The 19256-nt window shown below is 45.5% G+C and carries 18 protein-coding genes; 8 read left to right on the top strand and 10 right to left on the bottom strand.

The genetic code is table 11. The annotated features are described in order from the left end of the window. Positions 1-42 precede the first annotated feature (42 nt). Genes xerC through lptM form a run of 5 tightly spaced genes read right to left on the bottom strand, consistent with a single transcriptional unit; the run spans position 43 to position 4036 of the window. Positions 43-969: a tyrosine recombinase XerC gene (gene xerC / locus A7985_RS20625; protein WP_065792356.1), complete on the bottom strand. Its 927-nt coding sequence runs from the start codon at positions 967-969 to the stop codon at positions 43-45. Continuing rightward, complete coding sequence (locus A7985_RS20620) at positions 966-1592, bottom strand: DUF484 family protein (RefSeq protein WP_065792355.1); 627 nt, start codon at positions 1590-1592, stop codon at positions 966-968. Before A7985_RS20620 ends, xerC begins: the two co-directional genes overlap by 4 nt. After that, positions 1589-2419, bottom strand: coding sequence for a diaminopimelate epimerase (gene dapF, locus A7985_RS20615; protein ID WP_065792354.1), 831 nt, complete (start codon positions 2417-2419; stop codon positions 1589-1591). The genes A7985_RS20620 and dapF overlap by 4 nt, the downstream gene beginning before the upstream one ends. 45 nt (positions 2420-2464) lie before the next feature. Continuing rightward, positions 2465-3721, bottom strand: coding sequence for a diaminopimelate decarboxylase (gene lysA / locus A7985_RS20610; protein WP_065792353.1), 1257 nt, complete (start codon positions 3719-3721; stop codon positions 2465-2467). Positions 3722-3724: 3 nt separating this feature from the next. Then, on the bottom strand, positions 3725-4036 hold the full coding sequence (gene lptM, locus A7985_RS26985; protein WP_065792352.1) for an LPS translocon maturation chaperone LptM: 312 nt from the start codon (positions 4034-4036) through the stop codon (positions 3725-3727). On the opposite strand from lptM, the gene cyaY reads away from it, so the two are divergent. The 7 genes from cyaY (at position 4035) to add (ending at position 11022) form a co-directional block, all read left to right on the top strand. After that, the gene (cyaY, locus tag A7985_RS20600) at positions 4035-4355 is read left to right on the top strand and encodes an iron donor protein CyaY (RefSeq protein WP_065792351.1); all 321 of its coding nucleotides are present in this window, start codon (positions 4035-4037) and stop codon (positions 4353-4355) included. The genes lptM and cyaY overlap by 2 nt on opposite strands. Beyond that, a complete protein-coding gene (locus tag A7985_RS20595; protein ID WP_065792350.1) occupies positions 4355-5008 on the top strand; it encodes an alpha/beta hydrolase in 654 nt (217 codons plus the stop codon). Before cyaY ends, A7985_RS20595 begins: the two co-directional genes overlap by 1 nt. An 18-nt stretch (positions 5009-5026) precedes the next feature. Further along, positions 5027-5914 (top strand): DUF2914 domain-containing protein, encoded by an 888-nt coding sequence (locus tag A7985_RS20590; RefSeq protein WP_065792349.1) that lies wholly within the window; start codon positions 5027-5029, stop codon positions 5912-5914. Positions 5915-5933: 19 nt separating this feature from the next. Then, a complete protein-coding gene (hemC, locus tag A7985_RS20585; protein ID WP_065792348.1) occupies positions 5934-6872 on the top strand; it encodes a hydroxymethylbilane synthase in 939 nt (312 codons plus the stop codon). A 1-nt stretch (position 6873) separates the two neighbouring features. Next, positions 6874-8700 carry a uroporphyrinogen-III C-methyltransferase gene (locus A7985_RS20580; protein WP_065792347.1) on the top strand — a complete coding sequence of 609 codons (1827 nt, stop codon included), beginning with the start codon at positions 6874-6876 and terminating at the stop codon, positions 8698-8700. After that, complete coding sequence (locus tag A7985_RS20575; protein WP_065792346.1) at positions 8697-9821, top strand: heme biosynthesis protein HemY; 1125 nt, start codon at positions 8697-8699, stop codon at positions 9819-9821. Before A7985_RS20580 ends, A7985_RS20575 begins: the two co-directional genes overlap by 4 nt. Positions 9822-10026: 205 nt before the next feature. Beyond that, positions 10027-11022, top strand: a complete 996-nt coding sequence (gene add, locus A7985_RS20570) for an adenosine deaminase (protein WP_065792345.1) — start codon at positions 10027-10029, stop codon at positions 11020-11022. 15 nt (positions 11023-11037) lie between these two features. Here add and A7985_RS20565 read toward each other — a convergent pair whose 3' ends face one another. From A7985_RS20565 to ubiD, 3 genes are all read right to left on the bottom strand, one after another. Continuing rightward, positions 11038-11448: a CBS domain-containing protein gene (locus A7985_RS20565; protein WP_065792344.1), complete on the bottom strand. Its 411-nt coding sequence runs from the start codon at positions 11446-11448 to the stop codon at positions 11038-11040. A 131-nt stretch (positions 11449-11579) separates the two neighbouring features. After that, the gene (gene fre, locus A7985_RS20560; RefSeq protein WP_065792343.1) at positions 11580-12293 is read right to left on the bottom strand and encodes an NAD(P)H-flavin reductase; all 714 of its coding nucleotides are present in this window, start codon (positions 12291-12293) and stop codon (positions 11580-11582) included. Positions 12294-12430: 137 nt separating this feature from the next. Then, a complete protein-coding gene (ubiD, locus tag A7985_RS20555; protein WP_065792342.1) occupies positions 12431-13906 on the bottom strand; it encodes a 4-hydroxy-3-polyprenylbenzoate decarboxylase in 1476 nt (491 codons plus the stop codon). A 283-nt stretch (positions 13907-14189) separates the two neighbouring features. Here ubiD and A7985_RS20550 point away from each other — a divergent pair, with 283 nt between their 5' ends. Next, positions 14190-16808 carry a GGDEF and EAL domain-containing protein gene (locus A7985_RS20550; RefSeq protein WP_081310659.1) on the top strand — a complete coding sequence of 873 codons (2619 nt, stop codon included), beginning with the start codon at positions 14190-14192 and terminating at the stop codon, positions 16806-16808. On the opposite strand, the gene A7985_RS20545 is transcribed toward A7985_RS20550, so the two are convergent. Together A7985_RS20545 and A7985_RS20540 are read right to left on the bottom strand one after the other, a co-directional pair. Further along, positions 16793-17569, bottom strand: coding sequence for a sel1 repeat family protein (locus A7985_RS20545; RefSeq protein ID WP_065792341.1), 777 nt, complete (start codon positions 17567-17569; stop codon positions 16793-16795). The genes A7985_RS20550 and A7985_RS20545 overlap by 16 nt on opposite strands. Before the next feature lie 80 nt (positions 17570-17649). Then, complete coding sequence (locus tag A7985_RS20540; protein ID WP_065792340.1) at positions 17650-19059, bottom strand: M20/M25/M40 family metallo-hydrolase; 1410 nt, start codon at positions 19057-19059, stop codon at positions 17650-17652. Between the last annotated feature and the right edge of the window lie 197 nt (positions 19060-19256).

Raw genomic sequence — 19256 nt, 5'->3', positions numbered from 1 at the left:
AAAACTAGGGTTACGGAGCAAAATGAAGTTGCCTATTGGGTATTATTTCTTTTGTCTCGCACGTGGGTGGGCTTGGTCGTAGACCTTAGCCAAATGTTGAAAGTCTACGTGAGTATACACTTGTGTCGCTGATAAACTGCTGTGGCCGAGCATTTCTTGAATAGCCCGTAAATCGCCACTGGACTCTAGCAAATGACTGGCAAATGAATGACGCAATTTGTGTGGATGCACGTTCGCTGAGATACCTTGCTTAATGCCCCATTCTTTCATACGTGCGCGAACATGTCGCACAGAAATACGCGTTTTACGTTTACTCACGAACAAAGCAAGCTCTTCCTCATGGGCAAAAAGTGGGCGTAGTTTAAGCCATGCATCAATGGCTTCGAGGGCTTTTTTACCAACGGGAATAACGCGTTCTTTACTGCCTTTACCGAGTACGCGTATTTCGCCTTCTCTAATGTCATGTATGTTGGTGTTGACCAGCTCACTGATGCGCAGCCCACTGGAATACATGAGTTCCATCATCGCTTTGTCTCGTACAGCAAGTGCATCGTCCGCCTCTATTTCAAGTAGTTGCAGCATCTGATCAACATCGAGGTTTTTAGGCAAGGGCTTTTGAAATTTGGGCCCTTTTTGACCTGCTGCTGGATTATGTACCTGTGGGTTATCGGCATGCTTGGTCTTTAAAAATTTGTACAGGCTGCGAATACAACTGAGCTTCAGATTTATACTTCTGGGGTTGTATTGTTTGCTACGTAAGTGCATTGAAAAACGACGTATTTGCTCACTACTTACGGAGAACCAGTCGTCACACTGTTCAGCAAAAAAGCAGGCGGCAATTTGGAGTTGGGTTTGGTATTGGCGGACCGTATGCGGAGAGTATTGCCTTTCAAATTGCAAATAAGCCATGAACTCAGTTATGGGTTGCTGCCACTGTTTTTCCAAAGTGTTGACAGCCTCCTCGTTCATGCGAGCTCTTTTAAGCGCAGTTGCAATGATGACACTAATTCGTTGACAAATAAGTTGCCATTGTCAGGCGAGAAGTGATCTGCACAATCGCTCGCAAAAGCCAAAATAGCAGTTGGGTTGTCACTGGGGCCGAGTAGGTAAAGCGCAACAGAGCGACAATCGAAGCCACTAAATAACAGTTTTTGTTCTTGCTTATCTAGCCGACCAAGGTAGCGGGGCAGTTTAGTTAGACGTCTATTTACTAGGCCTTCTAAAGTTGTGTCATATTGTATGAGCTGACATACATTTATTTTTGGAGACTGGGTCAGAGTATCTGCCAAAATGTCAGCGAGTTCTTGAAAGCTCTGGCAGTACCATAGTGCACGTTGGCAGTCATTAAAGAGTTTAAATATGAGTTCGTTCTCTCTGGCTGCGTCCATCATGCGTTCAATTTGCGCCTGTAACTTGGTATTTTCTTCACGCAGTCGTCGTTGCTGCATAAGTGCTAAGTTTGGTGCGCCATGCTGTTGTATGTGCAAATTGAGGTCGAGTAGTAAGTATGGATGTTCGAGTAGAAAGTCAGGATTTTTTTGCAAAAAAGCCATGACTTCTGTCTCAGTGATCAATGTATCTGTCTTACTCATATTGCGACTTGTCCATCAAAAACATGCTCGGCAGGGCCGGTCATTTTTACTGGTTTATTACCCCCACTCCAGCGGACTTGTAAAGTCCCACCTGGCAGGTCAACACGCACGGTATCGGCCAATTTCCCTTGTTTAATACCCACGGCAACGGCACCGCATGCACCACTGCCACAGGCTAAGGTCTCGTTAACCCCGCGCTCCCATACTCTGAGCTTGATATGTTCACGGTTGATGATCTGCATAAAACCGACATTTGCCCGTTTTGGGAAACGCTCATGAGTTTCTAATAACGGCCCTAGCGTGTCGACGTCGGCATGCTCAATATCTTCAACTTCAATCACGCAATGTGGGTTACCCATTGAAACTGCGCCACAAAAAACTGTGTGCTCACCGGCTCTCAAAATATAGGTCAATTCACTTTGTTGCGCTTTAAATGGAATGTCTTGTGGTGCAAATTGTGGTATCCCCATATTGACGGTGACTTGACCGTCTTTTTCCGTGTAAAGTGTTATGTCCCCACCTTTGGTAGAGACACTGACTTTGTGCTTGTTGGTGAGGCCTTTCATACGTACGAAACGGGCAAAACAGCGAGCGCCATTACCACATTGCTCAACTTCAGTGCCATCGCTATTAAAAATACGGTAATGAAAATCCAAGTCAGGAGAATAAGGGGGTTCAACCAGCAATAACTGATCAAACCCAATACCAAAGTGTCGGTCGGCCAGTTTTCGGATTTGGTCACGAGATAGAAAAACGTTTTGAGTGACATTATCAATCACGACAAAGTCGTTTCCTAAGCCATGCATCTTTGAAAAATTTACAAACATATTACCTTACTATTGAGTCACTGAGTGCGAAAAAATACGCAATTATTATTCTGAAAGTAACGCTTCACCTTGCCATAGAGACTCTAGAGATTCTCGTGCTCTTACTAAGTGCGCGGTATCTCCGTCAACCATTATCTCTGCGACTCTCGGTCTTGAATTATAGTTTGAACTCATGGTAAAGCCATATGCACCAGCACTCCGTTGTGCGAGTAAATCACCAGGTTGAATCGCAAGCACTCTGTCTTTACCAATAAAATCACCTGTTTCACAAACAGGCCCTACTACGTCATAAGTGTGCTGCGGCGTGTCATCTGTTCTAGGGCTGACAGCGATGATTTCTTGCCATGCCTGATACAAAGAAGGGCGCAGCATATCATTCATACCGGCATCCACAATGGCGAAATGTTTACCCGTGGTTGGCTTTAGATACTCTACTTTGGTGACTAGCAGACCTGCATTGGCGGCAATGGCACGGCCAGGTTCAAAAATTAATTCAAGCTCTGAATAGGCTCCGAGGCGTTCAATGACTTGGGCTGCATAGGCACTGGGGTGAGGTGGTTTTTCACTATCATAAGGAACACCTAAACCGCCTCCAATATCAAGGTGCTGCAATTCGATGCCGGCACTTTTTAGGGTGTCAACTAGGGTTAATACTTTATCCAATGCAGCCAAAAAAGGCTCTACTTCGGTTAGCTGTGAACCAATATGGAAATCTACCCCCACCACTTTAATACCCGGTAAAGCACAGGCGAGCTGATAGACGTCAAACGCTTGCTTGATGTCGATACCAAATTTGTTCTCTTTAAGCCCAGTAGAAATATAAGGGTGAGTTTTGGCATCAATATCAGGGTTGACGCGAATAGACACAGGGGCCAGAGTCTGCGTTTGTGAGGCGATGTCGGAGATGCGCTGCAACTCTGCTTTAGACTCGACATTAAAACATTTGATTTGTTTTTCTAATGCAAAAGCGATTTCTTCACTGGTTTTTGCAACACCCGAAAACACCACTTTGCTCGGGTCTCCGCCAGCTTTTAATACTCTGGCAAGTTCACCTTGTGAAACAATATCAAAGCCCGCCCCCAATTTGGCCAGTACATTCAATACGGCCAGATTACTATTGGCTTTGACGGCATAACACACTAAGTGAGGGTGTGTGGCTGCAGCATCAGTAAAAGCACGATAGTGGCGCTCAAGCGTTTTACGTGAATAAACATAGCAAGGTGTACCGTATTCGGCAGCAATGTCTTTAACAGCGACGTGCTCGGCAAAAAGTTCATTGTCTTGATACTGAAAAAAGTCCATTTATCACTCCTTTTCGTCAGTTTTTGCTTTATCCTGTACCTCGGGCTGAGGTTGAGAAGTGCGATTTTTATCTGCATCTTCAGGTAAATACAGTGGACCACGTTGCCCGCAAGCTGATAACGTTAAGCTGCTAGTTAGTACTAGAGCCAGTAAGCTAATTTGAGTGTATGTCGCTTTCATTAGATTAATGATGTCAGTGCCTTTATAATCGCAGAGTAACAGAATTCGCGAAAAAAGCAGCTTTTGCGGTCGAAATTTATTCCCTAATTGAGGGAAGGTTAGATCATACATTGCCGTAATTAAGGAGTTAGCCATGACAGATCAAGAATATCATCAATTAGCTGAAGCGCTGATGCTGACTATTGAGGAGCAAATTGATGATTGTGACGCAGATTTAGATTATGAATCGGCCTCTGGTATTCTCGAGATAATCTTTGCTGATAAGTCAAAGATCATCATCAACAAGCAAGCGCCTTTGCATCAAGTTTGGGTAGCAACAAAATTTAATGGGCATCACTTTGAGCTACGTGATGATAAATGGATAGATAACCGCTCGGGTGCTGAGTTTTGGCAGTTCATGTCTGATGCTGCGACTCGTCAAGCGGGCCAAACAATAGAGTGGCAACACGACTGATGTTAGAATTTGTAGAATATGCTGCAAAGCAGCAACATAAGGCAACGGTAATTTGGTTACATGGACTCGGTGACTCGGGCAATGGCTTTTTGCCAATCGCCCCTGAACTTGCACTACCAGATGAATTAGGTGTTCGATTTGTTTTTCCTCATGCCCCAATTCAACCTGTTACCGTTAACGGTGGCATGGAAATGCGTGCATGGTACGACATAAAGAGTATGGACCTAGAAAATCGTGCAGATGAAAGTGGCGTCAGAGAGTCTGCAGATTTAGTGTCAAACTTGATTGAAAAAGAAATTGCAGCAGGTATTCCAGCAGATAAAATTATTCTTGCAGGCTTTTCTCAAGGTGGCGTAATTAGCCTACATCTGGCGCCTCGTTTACCCTTTCAAGTTGCAGGCGTAATGGCTTTATCGACCTACATGTGTGCGCCACAAAAGTTGGCTGATGAAGCGCAGCAAAGTGCGCTTAATATATTTATGGCACATGGTAGTCACGACCCTGTTGTACCAATTCAGGCAGGTAAAACGGCACATGAGGCACTTGTTAATCAAGGGTATGATGTAAGTTGGCAAGATTATCCTATGGAGCACCAAGTATGCTTGGAAGAGCTCAAGGCGATTAGAGCGTGGTTAATCTCGCGCTTGTCATAGTGAAATTAGGACGGACGAATGACTCAACGTATAGTGATCAAAACTAAAGTGACTGATGCTCAGTCGCAGCCAAAACAGGCCCAATCAGTGAGCTATCAATATCATTGGCGGCGAATTTTTACTGTTTTAGTCATGATGAGCTTTGGCGTTATGGCGTTGTCTTATGGTGTTTTTAAATCCGTATATGCAGACGATTTGAGTGCGGTAGTACCCAGTGAATCCGCGACGGCATCGCGACAAGCGATTGAGACTGTCACTGAGCACACACAGATACCTGAGTCACCAAAACCTGAATCAAACGAGTCAGCCATTCAACCGACAGAAGTGGTGAGTGCAGATCCGCAATTAGCTGCGCTCAATGCGCAGACTGCCGAGTCAGAAGCCATTGAACAGACCACTCAGCTCACTGCGCCCGTTATAAGTGAGCAAATGGATGCGCACGCTGTCGAGTTAGCAGACACCGAGCAGTCACAAGTTGTACAACCTCAGATAAAAGAAGACACTGCGATTACGCGATTTGCGGAAGACGCGCAAATTGCGAGTGTGGCACTAAATGCCAAAGTGGATACCAGTCATATCAGCCGCGCAGTATTAACTTCGGGCATTGAAAATCGCGAACCCGTTAATGTGCTAAAGCACCTTGTAGAGCGAAATCGGTTTGAAGAAAAACTCTATTTCTTTACCGAGATCAAAGGGCTTCAGGGTGAAGTGGTGCAACATTTATGGTTTCACCAAGAGCAACTAATGGCAGAGATCACATTGGCCATTAGTGCTCCAAGGTTTCGTACTTACTCGAGTAAAAATATTATGCCAAGCCAAACTGGTCAGTGGCGAGTTGAAGTGATCACTCAGAATGGTCAGTTATTGGCACAAAAATCATTTCGAATTTTAGCAAAGGCTCCATAAGGAGCTGACAAGGCAAAACATGACAGATACAAACAATATTGTTCGCATCGCTACGCGTAAAAGTGCGCTGGCGCTTTGGCAGGCTGAATATGTAAAAGCGCAATTAGAGCATTATCATTCAGGCCTTGTTGTAGAATTAGTGCCCATGTCGACCAAAGGCGACAAGATTTTAGACACACCTTTGGCAAAAATCGGTGGCAAGGGGCTGTTTGTCAAAGAGCTTGAACAGGCCATGCTTGAAGGTCGAGCTGACATCGCTGTGCATTCAATGAAAGACGTGCCAGTGGACTTTCCTGAAGGTCTGACATTGCACACAATATGTGAGCGAGAAGATCCACGCGATGCGTTTGTTTCTAATCAATATCAGCATATTGATGAGTTGCCAGAGGGCGCTGTTGTCGGTACTTCAAGCTTACGCAGACAGTGTCAAATTCGCGAGATGAGGCCAGACCTAAAAATTAAAGACTTACGCGGTAATGTAAATACTCGACTGGCCAAGCTAGATGCTGGAGAGTTTGACGCCATCATATTGGCAGCGGCAGGTCTAATTCGATTGGAAATGGCCGAGCGTATTGCGAGCTTTGTTTCTGTTGAGCAGTCTTTACCCGCAAACGGACAAGGTGCGGTGGGCATCGAGTGTCGCAGTGATGATGCACGGATACAAAGCTTACTTGCGCCACTGGAGCATGCGCCCACACGTGCAAGAGTATTGGCAGAGCGAGCAATGAATCGTCGCCTTGAAGGGGGCTGTCAGGTGCCAATTGGCGCGTACGCCGAGCTACAAGATGATAAAATCTACCTTAGAGGGTTAGTCGGTGCGGTAGATGGCACCACGATTTTACGCGCTGAAAAAACTGGCGCGTTACAACAAGCTGAGGCGTTAGGCGTTGAATTGGCTGAATCTCTGCTCGCACAAGGTGCCGATAAGATTTTAGCCGAGGTGTATAGAGACGCTTAATGTGAAATTCGCCATAACTCGGCCGCAAGGAAAAGGGGAAACACTTGCCACTGAGCTGGCAGAAAAGGGCATTCTAGCACTGTGTACGCCCGTGCTAACGCTCAAGCGTGTTGACGTTTCACAGGCCCAACTGATAGAGATCTGTGAAGCGGAAATACTCATTTTTATCTCACAAGATGCAGTGCTGAACTTCGCTGCGCAGCTAGAACAGTTCGCAATGTCGCTGCCTGCCAGTAATCAATTACTCGCAGTTGGGCAACAAACTGCGGATGCCATCCAACATCACTTCGCTCGCTGTGCCACTGTGCCCAAACAACAAGACTCAGAAGGTCTCGTCGCTTTACCCGAGTTACAGCATGTGGACCAGACAAGGGTGGCACTGATTAAAGGGCGAGGCGGCAGAGCTCACATTGCGAAAACACTTAAATCCAGACAAGCATTACTAAGTAGTTGTAGCGTGTATGAACGACTTCCTGTTAAGGAGGTGTCAGATGACTGGTTAGACCACTGGATGGAAGCGCAAATTGACGGTATAGTGGTAACCAGTAATGCCGCCGTTGATGCGATATTTAATTGCCATCAGCCAGCGCTTTTACGTTGGTTAGAGACACGATATTTTGTCGTGGTGAGTGAGCGCACTGCGCAACATTTAAAAATACAGTTTAAAATAACCGATAAGCAGATCGCCTTAAGTGCGGGGGCTGATAACCAGTCTCTCTTAATGGCCATCTGTAAATTAACTTCCCAACAGGGCAGCGCAATGACGGAAAAAAACCAAGAAGCAACAACGTCTGTATCAAATCAGAATATGGAAGTAGCACCAGACAATGTATCGCACAGTCCTAAAACAAAGCTGAGTAAGACTGCGGTTGTTGCACTGTTGGTCGCGCTATCCGGCATAGGCGCTACAGCCGGGTTATTTCTCTATGACAAACAACAAGAGGCGCAGCAATTTTCAGCGCTGGCAGAGCTTCAGCAACAAAACCAGCAGCTGCAAGTTAAACTTAATACTGCGCTGAGCGCGCTTAATCAGCTTCAATCTAAGTGGCCAGAGCAAGAGCAGGCTCTTGCCCATCAGTTTGCTGAGCAACAATCACAAGTGACTGCTCGTTTGCAACAAGCACTCTTAAAAGCGCGTCAACAAGTGGGTGGGGCGCTCAGCTCTGAGCTACGCTCACTCGCCCGCTATGCAGAATTCAAGGCCGTGAGTGAACGAGATTATTTAGGCTCAGTTTTGGTCCTTAAACGCTTGCAACAAGCGTTATCACAAGAAAGCGGCACAGATGCATTATTGCTCGCAATTAGTTCTGATATTGCCAAGTTGCAAGCCCAACCACAGCCAAATACTGAGGCAGTATATATGGAGTTGGCTGGCTTACTGGCACAAATTGATAGTCTGCCATTGAAAACAATTGAAAAGCCAAAAGAAGCGGTGCAACAAAGCGCGGAGCTCAGTACTGACGTGAATGATTGGCGTGCTAACTTATCTCGCAGCTGGCAAAAAATTCGTGCTGATTTTTTGACTATTAGGCAGCATGACAAGCCGGTAATCGACCCTCTATTAGATGCACAAGAACAACAGCTCATTCGCAGCCAATTACGCAGCTACCTACAGCAAGCACAAAGTGCCTTTTTGGATGGCCAGAGTAGTGTTTACTACGCCGCAATTGAAGGTGCTGAAGACACACTCGACCGTTATTTCAAATTACAAAGTGCAGCGAGTGCCAGTTTGGCAGAGTCGCTGAACCAATTAAAACGCAGTGAACTCGGAACACATCGCGATGTGCAATTAGCAACCCCTGCAGCATTGAAGGAGTGGTTGCAATGATCCGATTAATAGGTGTGCTCTTACTGTTTTTTGCGGTGCTTGCAAGCTCTCATTTATTGATTGATGAAAAGGGCTATGTGCTGGTTTCATTTAATCAATATACCGTTGAAAGTACCTTGGTCTCTTTGTTATTTATGTTGATGGTCGGCATGTTCGCCCTGTGGCTAATTGCAAAAATTACTAAAGCGTTATGGCGGGCACTTGGGGGCTTATCAAAGCGCCGCCTAAGAAAACGTCAGCAACGAGAAGAAGATGCGTTTGAGCAAAGTGTTTGGGCGCTTATAAATAATCAACCTGACAGTCTTGGTTACACATTGCAATTATCTGAGTTTCCTGAAAAGTGGCGCGACCAGCAATTAGCCATACAAGCTAAGGCGGCACTGCACGCTGGTAAGAAAGTCGTTGCGCGTGAATACTTGCAACAGCTCTCTGAAACAGCTCAAAGTAAGGTCAGTGAACTTTGGCTTGCCGCTGAACAAGACAATCGGGCACTGAGCACCCTAGCGCCCCAAGCGCAAATGAAAAAAGCAACACCGACAGAGTTAAATGCATACATCAGTGCACTGCTACAAGCAAAAGACTGGGATACATTACACTCGACGATTGAACAGCGATATAAGCAGTTACATTGGTCTGATGTGCAGTGGTCGCAGTTTTTCTCATCTTATTTTGAGGCGATTTTGCAGCACAGTGACAAAGATATTCACGCATTGTACAGCGCATTGCCAAGAGCATTACGAGCGCAGAGTCAAACAGCTTATATACGCACTTGTGTGCGCTTTGGTCAACTTGACGTGGTCCGAAAAGAGCTCCTCAAAATGCTTAAAAAATCTCAGTTTTTGGCACTTGCAGAGACCTTGCAGTTTGCAGGGGGGGGCGATATTGAATTGCGAAAAGCCATTCAGGCGCAGCTGAAAAAACATCCCGAGCAAACCGAGTTGTTATTTTGTTTGGCGTGTATGGCCAACGGTGAAGGCGAACATGGTTTGGCGGCGCAGATATTCGATTCACTCTCAAACTCACCTTGGCAATCGCTTTGGCAACATCAAGCTGAGGTTGCATTTGCCAAAACCGGTCAGTTTGAAAAGGCATATCTGCTGCTCAGCAGTACTGATCAATAGAACTAAGTGACCAGTGCTTATGCGCTGGTCCATTACTTCCTCCCACTTTTTCAATTTGGCTCGCTTCATCCTTTTTCTCGCACCTTAACCACTTGCATTTTACTCAATAGTGGTCTGTTTAGTTGAACTTTGCGGATAATTGTCCTTGTATCTAAACTTAAGCTGCGTATGATCTGAAAAATTTTATCTGCAAACCGAGTGCCTTATGATCAATACCAAACTACCTTTACTTGATTTACACCGTCACTTAGACGGGAACGTGCGTGCTGAGACGATATTAGAACTCGGTCAGAAATTTAACATGCCACTACCTGCAAACGATGTGGAAGGTCTAATCCCGCATGTGCAGGTGATTGACAATGCGCCGAACTTAATGGCGTTTTTAGCAAAGTTGGACTGGGGTGTTAAGGTGCTAGGTGACTATGATGCTTGTCATCGCATTGCAGTAGAAAATGTCGAAGATGCCATTGCACAAAAAATGGATTATACCGAGCTGCGTTTTAGTCCTTACTACATGGCGAAAACACACAACCTTCATCCACAAGGCGTGGTAGAAGCCGTGGTAGACGGTGTAAAAAACGCAACGCAAGGGCGTGATATTAAGGTCAACTTGATTGGTATTATGTCGCGTACTTTTGGTGTAGAAAAGTGCCAACATGAACTGGATGCGCTATTGGCGTTCAAAGAAAGTTTAGTAGCAATTGATCTTGCTGGTGATGAGCTGGGCTTTCCCGGTGAGCTATTTATTGAGCACTTTAAGCAGGTGAGAGATGCGTATTTAGGCGCGACTATTCACGCAGGAGAAGCTGAAGGGGCGAGCAGTATCTGGCAAGCGATCAAAGAGCTTGGCGCTACCCGTATTGGTCATGGGGTGAAAGCCATTGAAGATCCTGCTTTGATGGACTTTTTAAGAGATAATCGTATCGGGATTGAGTCTTGTTTAACCAGTAATTTGCAAACGAGTACAGTTGCAAGTATTGAATCTCACCCACTCAAACAGTTCTTAGATCACGGCATTTTAGCGACCATCAATACGGACGATCCCGCGGTGCAGGGCGTTGAGTTAGACAACGAGTTTGCCAAAGCGGCGCCGCTTGCTGGCTTAAGTGAGGCTGATATTCAAAAAGCACAAAAAAATGCAGTTGAAATTGCGTTCTTAAGTGATGTCGACAAGCAAGCTCTACTACAAAAATACACGTGATGCTCGTTGAGCTGCTCAGTGTTTTGAGCAGCTTAAATAATTATCTCTCAATGCATTGATCACATGACTACGTGTGACAATGCCAATCACTTTATCAGCATGAATAACTGGGTATATTTTAGGTTTGTCCTGTTGCATTTGAGTGGCTAGGTCAATCACGGTTGTATGCTTTCTTACCGACAGTGGCTCAGCGGTCATCAGTTCAGATACTTGAGTGGCACCATCACAAAAGTAGCTGCTTTGCAGTAACGGAGCGAGCAACTGCTGTTCAGAAATAAAACCTACCAAAGCTCCGTGTTTGTCTTGTACGGGGGCACCAAACAAATCGTATTTTTGCAGCTGCTCTATGGCTTCTGTAATTTCAGTTTCTGGCGTGATAACTGGGAACTGGAAAGACATGATGTCTTCAATAAATTGGTTTGTCATGGTGTGTCTCCTATCTTGTGTTAGGAGTAGTATGGGCAAAACCGGTATATTTTTAAAATTGATTATTTATATTATTTCGATTGATTTTTTAGATTGAGCGCGCAATTTAAATATTACGCGCTCTGTGTGCATTACTTGATGAATGCAAAGGCATCTGCGTACATGAAGTCGCGATTGGCACCATGATTGATAAAATCATCGCGGACGATGCCAATCATGTTAAAGCGGCCAGCCATATAAACGCTGTATGGTTCTAAAGAAATGATGTCTTTCATTACAGCCTGATGCACAAAGCCTGTGTGACCTTGCCAAGTGTCAGTTGCGTTTTCGACAACTGGGATAAACTGGAAGTTCTTTTTGCTTGCTGCCCATGCTTCCATCTCTGCTTTGGCATACAGCGCAGACTCTTCTTTTACGCCCCAGTAAAACAATACTGGTTGATCGTAATTAATTTCTGCAAGATGGTCAGCCATAGATTTTACGTATGAAAACCCAGTACCACCGGCTAACAACACGATGGGTCTCGCTTGCTCGGGGCGCACTTGTGACACACCCAGTCCGACTTCTAAGTCTACGTCAGCGCCATCTATGTGGGCTGTTTTCAGGTGTTCTAATGCTTGCATAGCGTAAGAATCAGCACCTGATGCACCAATATGTAGCTCAAGCTCTTGTTTATTCGATGGGCTGCTCGCAATCGAAAATGCACGCTTGTCTTTTTCACCAAGTACCAGCTGTAAATAGTGGCCAGCGGAAAATTCTGCGTCTTGCTGTGGCTTCAACAGCACCTTGTAAACAAATTCTGTGAGAGGAGAAATAGCCTCTACACGCGCTTTTAATATCTGCATTTCAAACCTTTTTATTAAGCACCTTGGCGAAAGTATGCGCACTGTAACATATTTAATCGCGATATTGTTATATCGCGTTGCTTGGAAATTACCTGAAAGTAAAACAAACTTTGCTAAAAGTGCACAATACTAAAATGTTATTGCTTATCCATAATGCCTAAGCTGTCCCACATATCATCGACTTTGCGTTTCACATCTTCGTCCATCACGATGGGTACGCCCCATTCTCTGTCCGTTTCGCCAGGCCACTTGTTGGTCGCGTCCATGCCCATTTTAGAGCCAAGCCCAGAGACTGGTGACGCAAAATCAAGATAATCAATTGGCGTGCTTTCTATCATAGTGGTGTCTCTTGCCGGATCCATTCGGGTCGTAATGGCCCAGATTACGTCATTCCAGTCACGCGCATTTACATCATCATCACAGACGATGACGAATTTAGTGTACATAAACTGGCGTAGGAAAGACCAAACGCCCATCATTACGCGTTTAGCATGGCCAGGATATTGTTTTTTCATCGTGACGACTGCCATACGATAGGAGCACCCCTCAGGAGGAAGGTAAAAATCGACGATTTCAGGGAACTGCTTTTGTAAAATTGGCACAAAGACTTCGTTAAGTGCCACACCCAGAATCGCTGGCTCATCTGGCGGGCGGCCAGTGTAGGTACTGTGATAAATCGGGTTTTCACGATGTGTGATATGCGTCACTGTCATGACCGGAAAATCATCGACTTCGTTGTAGTAGCCGGTGTGATCTCCATAAGGTCCCTCTGGTGCTGTCTCCCCTTGTTCGATATATCCCTCAAGCACAATTTCTGCACTGGCGGGTACTTGTAGGTCGTTTGAAATGGACTTGACCACTTCGGTTTTGCTACCGCGCAACAGCCCCGCAAAAGCATACTCGCTGAGGGTGTCTGGCACCGGTGTTACTGCGCCTAAAATCGTGGCTGGATCGGCACCTAATGCCACCGATACTGGATAGGGTTTACCCGGGTGTTCTTTACACCACTCTTGATAGTCCAATGCACCGCCGCGATGAGATAACCAGCGCATGATGATTTTATTTTTGCCCAGTAACTGTTGACGGTAAATACCTAAGTTCTGACGTTTTTTATGTGGCCCTTTGGTGACCGTGAGACCCCATGTGATGAGCGGTGCAGCATCACCAGGCCAACAGTGCTGAATAGGCAACTTAGTCAAATCTACATCGTCACCACTTAATACAACTTGCTGACAAGGCGCTTTTTTTAGCTCCTTGGCGGGCATGTTGAGTACTTGCTTAAAAACCGGAATTTGGCCTATGGCTTCTTTAATTCCTTTTGGCGGCTCTGGCTCTTTAAGAAACGCCAATAGCTTGCCAACTTCACGAAGCTCGCTGACATCAGTCTGGCCCATGCCCATTGCGACGCGTTTTGGCGTGCCAAATAAATTTGCAAGGACGGGAATATCAAACCCTTCTGGGTTTTCAAATAAAATGGCAGGGCCACCGGCACGTAAGGTGCGGTCTGCAATTTCAGTCATTTCTAATTTGGTTGAAATGGGTTGACTGACACGGACAAGTTCACCTTGCTTTTCAAGCAACTCGATGAACTCTCTTAAGTCTTTATATTTCATTTTAGCCTATTACGCAGTGAGTAAGCCTATCTGTGGCAGCAAGTATATCAACTCCCTACCCGCTGAACATACTCTAAGCGAGGAATATTGGAATTAATCGATTTAGTTGGTTGCGACAGAGCAGCCTGTGATTAACAAAGTGTTGGTGTCTTTATACGCTGGTGTCGCACTTCTAGATTTGTTACCGATTGGCTTTTTGCCTTTGATTGTGAGTCTTATGTTTCCTTGATTTGGCCTTTGGGCTATAGTCAGAGTGAGTCGACGGGTATCTATTGGAGGCGACTTGAAGACAATAACAACAATAGTTTACCTAGCATTATGCTTATTAGTGGCGACTTTTACTCCGAAATCTTTGGCGCAAAGTTTGCCTACCGAGGTATTTGATAACCACAGTGCAGTTATGTTGCTGATTGAACCAGACAGCGGCAGGATTGTGCGTGCCAACCAGTCTGCGGCGGACTTTTATGGGTATAGTAAAGGGCAGTTAGAAAACCTGTACATTCAAGAGATTAATCAATTTACACCGCAGCAAGTTGAGAAGGAGCGGCTGTCAGCCTTAAATGAAGGGCGCAATTACTTCATTTTCCAACACCGATTGGCAAACGGCGAAAATCGCACCGTGTCAGTTTACTCTTCGCCTTTTATGGATGAAAGTGGCGAGGCCTTACTTTTCTCAGTGATCCAAGATGTCAGTGCACGGCGCAAGTTAGAGCATGCGCTGTGGCACTATCAAAGTAACTTAGAGCAACAAGTCGCGTTACAAACGAAAGAAATAAAACACGCCAGTACAGTGCAAGTCTTTTTACTCAGCAGTGTGATCGCCATTCTTATTGGCACGACGGTGATCCTCGGTTGGGGGTTTTTGCGTTTGCGCAAAACCAAACGCCGCTTGGAGTATCAAAGAGCGCGTTTAAATGCGATTTTTGATGCCATTGGCGAGTACCTCATTTTTACAGATCCAGACGAAAAAGTGATGTCTGCTAACCGTGCAGCATATCAAGATCTGGGAGAGTTAGATGGCAAGTTGATCTTTGACGCATTGGACGATTGCACATGCGTAGAAGCAACACAATTTGAGCCAAAAGAATGTAAGTTGGATACGAATTTCGGCACCTTAGATGTGGAAATAAGTAAAACGGATGTGTTGGACAATAATGGTGATTTATATGGCCATATTTACCTTCTACAAAATATTACTCAGCGTTTGATAGATGAGCAAGAGCAACGGCTCGCCAGTACAGTATTCTCGACAACGAGCGAAGGTGTTTTAGTGTCTGACAAGCACAATCGTATTCAGATGGTCAATAAGGCTTTTACTGAAATAACGGGGTTTAGTGGGCCCGAGGTGATGGGGAAAACGCCCGCCATATTTAATTCGGGCCGTCACGACACGGCATATTTTACCCAGCTTTATGACGCTTTAAGTTCACGTGGCCATTGGGAAGGTGAAATTTGGAACAAGCGAAAGAATGGCGAAGTTTACCCAAGCTGGCTGCAAGTTTCTGCGGTGTTTGATCAGCATGGCGAGATTGATATGTATGTGGCACTGTTCAATGATATTACCTCGCGAAAACGCAATGAACAACTGATGTGGCAACAGGCGAACTTTGATAACTTGACCGGCTTGGCCAATCGTCATCATTATCACGCTAAATTTGATATTGCTTTGACGCAGGCAGAGCGCAAACAATCTCGTGTAGCAGTGTGCTTTATCGATTTAGACCGCTTCAAAGCGGTGAATGATACGCTAGGACATCATATTGGTGATTTGTTGCTCATTGAAGCTGCCAATCGGATCAGAGAGTGCACCCGAAATTCAGATACCGTGGCGCGCTTGGGTGGGGACGAATTTGCCTTGCTATTACCTGAAATGGAAATGATTGGTGATATGGAAAAAGTTGCTGAAAAGATCCTCAGAGCGCTGAGTGAACCTTTTCACTTAGAAGGTCACGAAGCATACGTTTCAGGCAGTATGGGCATCACATTTTATCCAGATGATGGTGAAGATAGAAAGGTGTTACTGCGAAATGCCGACAGTGCCATGTACAAAGCCAAAGAGAACGGTCGCAATTGCTTTCAATTCTTCACGGCAGCTATGCATGAGCATGCCAAGGCCCGTAGCCAGTTGGAAGGGGCACTGCATCGTGCGCTAGCTAACCAAGAACTCCGTGTGGTATATCAGCCAATTGTAGGGCGAGGCAATAAACTGGGATGTGAGGCACTTCTGCGTTGGCACAACGAAGCGCTTGGTGAAGTATCTCCGGCTGACTTTATCCCTATTAGTGAAGAATTAGGGCTCATTTTAGCGATGGGAGAGTGGGTGCTTTATCAGGCATGTGCGCAAGCTCGATCGTGGCTTACTAAAACGGATAGACCCTTCTTTGTGTCTGTCAACGTATCTAGCACACAATTTAAACGCCAAGATATCGTAAGTCTGGTAGATAAGGTCCTAAAAGATACAGGCCTACCAGCGACTTGCTTAACGCTCGAAATTACTGAGACGGTGCTGGCTGATAATTCAGATGGGATAGAGTTGCAGTTGGAGCAATTGCGACAAATGGGAGTAGGGCTTGCTATTGATGACTTTGGTACGGGCTATTCGTCGCTGGGTTATCTAAAGCGGTTTCCTTTGTCTAAGCTCAAGATTGACAGAGCGTTTATTAAAGACTTGCCTGATGATGAAGAAGATAAGACGCTTATCAGCGCCATCGTGTCTATGGCCAGTAAATTAAAGCTCACAGTGATCGCAGAGGGCGTAGAAACCCCAGCTCAGTTAGAGCTATTAAAGCAGCTAGGGTGTGATTACACCCAAGGTTATTTGCATGCTAAGCCAAGTGATGCAGATGACTTTGAGCGGTTCCTCGTGCAACATGCTCAGTCACATGCTCATTCGCAAACTTGATGCATATGGCAAAGGGACACCAGCGCGTCGTTTGCTTTTAGATTGCCCTGTGCTTTTGCTTTGATAAGTAATTCAAATGCACGGGGTAAGTCTTGCTCTCCACCTTCTGCTGCGATCAACATGGTGGCAAGGTTGTACATTCCCCATTGGTCTTGGTTGCTTACCGCTGCTTCAAAAGACTCGCGTGCAGCTGCTAGATCTCCTTGCTGATATAAACTAATTCCTTGGCTATTTTGCGCAGAAAATTGTGCTCTTTGATGCTTAGGAAAATGAGGTAAAGCCCGCTGCTTAACGATACCACCTAACACATAGATGTCATTGGGTCGGTATGCTGCGTAGATCCCGCCGCTTTGATACAAGTCTAAAATTTCGTCACGTGTTAAACGCCATGGCTCTGTTTTGAAGTAATTGTCTAGCATCAAGTTGTCGAGTTGAATAGCGCGTTTGGCATCGCGTTTTCTCGCGTAGGTATAACGACCCTGCTTTAAAGTAACTTGGTCTTCGTCTACGGCGATCACTTGTACCACTCTAAACTGTGGTTGATACACGCGATCACTTTGGAGCCTGCCAAAATCAACCATGATGACATCGTCAACTTTAGGCGCATTTAACCACATTGACTGCTGTGACTGTGTTTGCTGATGTTGCACAATCCAATAAGCACAGAAGCCAACAAGCAAAAAGGCAATGATGATAGCCTTGTAGCGACTGACGGATGTGGTGATCACGTCATGGGTGCGGAATAGGGTGCTTTTTATCATTGCCATCTCCGTGGTGAGTTACACCTTCATAATGCGTGTCAAAACAAAGATAACATGGCTTTGCTTTGACACAAATAGACCTATTTGCCTGCCATGGCAGTCTTTGCATTGGCAGCCATTAGGGCAAATACCGCATAGGCGGCTGTATTTTGTTTTAGTTTATCTGGATCAACTTTATCCAGCGTATCATCGGCGGTGTGATGATAGTCAAAGTAGTCGGTGCCAACTTGATGCAAATCGAAAATTGGTGCCGAAGTCATTTGCTTGAATGGGATCAGATCAGGTCCGCCACGCGCCGCATTTTTTCGAATATATTTAATGCCCAGTGGTTTTAACTGTTTCGCGATGTCGCGTACGACAGGGAGAGAGGCGGCGTTCACATTGGACTCGAAAGCATAGACAACATCCGCGCCAAAGTCTGACTCAGCGGCAGCGACAATATTGCTCAAGCGATCTTGATAGTGCTTAAAGTATGCTTTTGCGCCCCATAGTCCCAACTCTTCAGCCGCAAACAGTACAACACGAATGCTGCGTTCAGGTCGAGTATGATCTGCGATATGCTTGGCGGCGGCCATGGTCAGTGCGACGCCTGCACCATCGTCTAGGGCACCAGTGCCTAAATCCCAAGAATCAAGGTGACTACCAAGAAGTACATACTGCTCTGGATATTTGGAGCCTGTAATTTCGCCGATGACATTATAACTTGTCCCTTCGCCTAAATCTTCCGTTTGAATGTTTAGTTCAACTTTGACAGGTTTGCCAAGTGCGATAAGGCGTGCCAGTTGATCAGCATCAGGGTTTGCAACAGCCGTTGTTGGAATCTTACTGACGCCTTCGGTGTAATGACTGCCCCCAGTATGGGCGAATCTATGATGACTGGTACTGACTGAGCGCATCATGTAGGCAATCGCGCCTTTTTTAGCGGCCTCTACAGCGCCTTTATTTCGGGCTTTTACTGCCGGACCATAGCCATTGCCGTCAATATCTCTATTCATTCGATAATTGATAAATGCAATTTTTCCTTTCAAGCTCCCAGCTGGTGCAGCAACTAGCTCATCAAACGTTTCGAATAAGACGACTTCACCCGATAACCCTTGCTTAGGTGTGCTGATGCTATTGCCCAAAGCCGTTAGATGTAGAGGCTGTTTGCTCGGTGTTAAGATGAATCCAGACTCATGATAACGTCGCCACTCTGGGAATTTGGAAGGTTCCAACCAAACTTTATCAAAACCGAGCTGCTGAAACTTTTGTTTAGCCCAAGCGACGGCCATTTTGTCGTTTTCTGTGCCAGGTAAACGAGGGCCTACTTCAGTGGTCAGTGACTCAACAAGTTGCCAACTTAAGTCACTGCTACGCGCGTGATCGCGTACTTTAGCAACCGTTTCTAATTCAGCCTGAGTAAATTCTTGAGCTACTGTGGTATAGCTCGTACAGAGTGCAAATAGCGGTAATATGCTGGTTTTGATCAAAGTACGAAATGCAAGTTTCATAATTTTCCTTAGTCGGTAGTAATGTGGCTATTTTGACACCGAAATTCTTACATTAAAACGTTAATAGGATGAAATGCATACAAGCGCGCCGTTATGAGTTGTTATAAAAAGATGAAGTTGAATGAGTATATGACTTAAAGTGAGTACTTTTGACGCGATTGCATGGTATACCAAGGGTAACCTTCTTTGATAAAATC

This window comes from Pseudoalteromonas luteoviolacea, assembly GCF_001696455.1.
GTDB lineage: Bacteria > Pseudomonadota > Gammaproteobacteria > Enterobacterales > Alteromonadaceae > Pseudoalteromonas > Pseudoalteromonas luteoviolacea_C.
The sequence above is the reverse complement of the archived record's forward strand: the minus strand, read 5'-3'. Positions and strand labels throughout refer to the sequence as shown.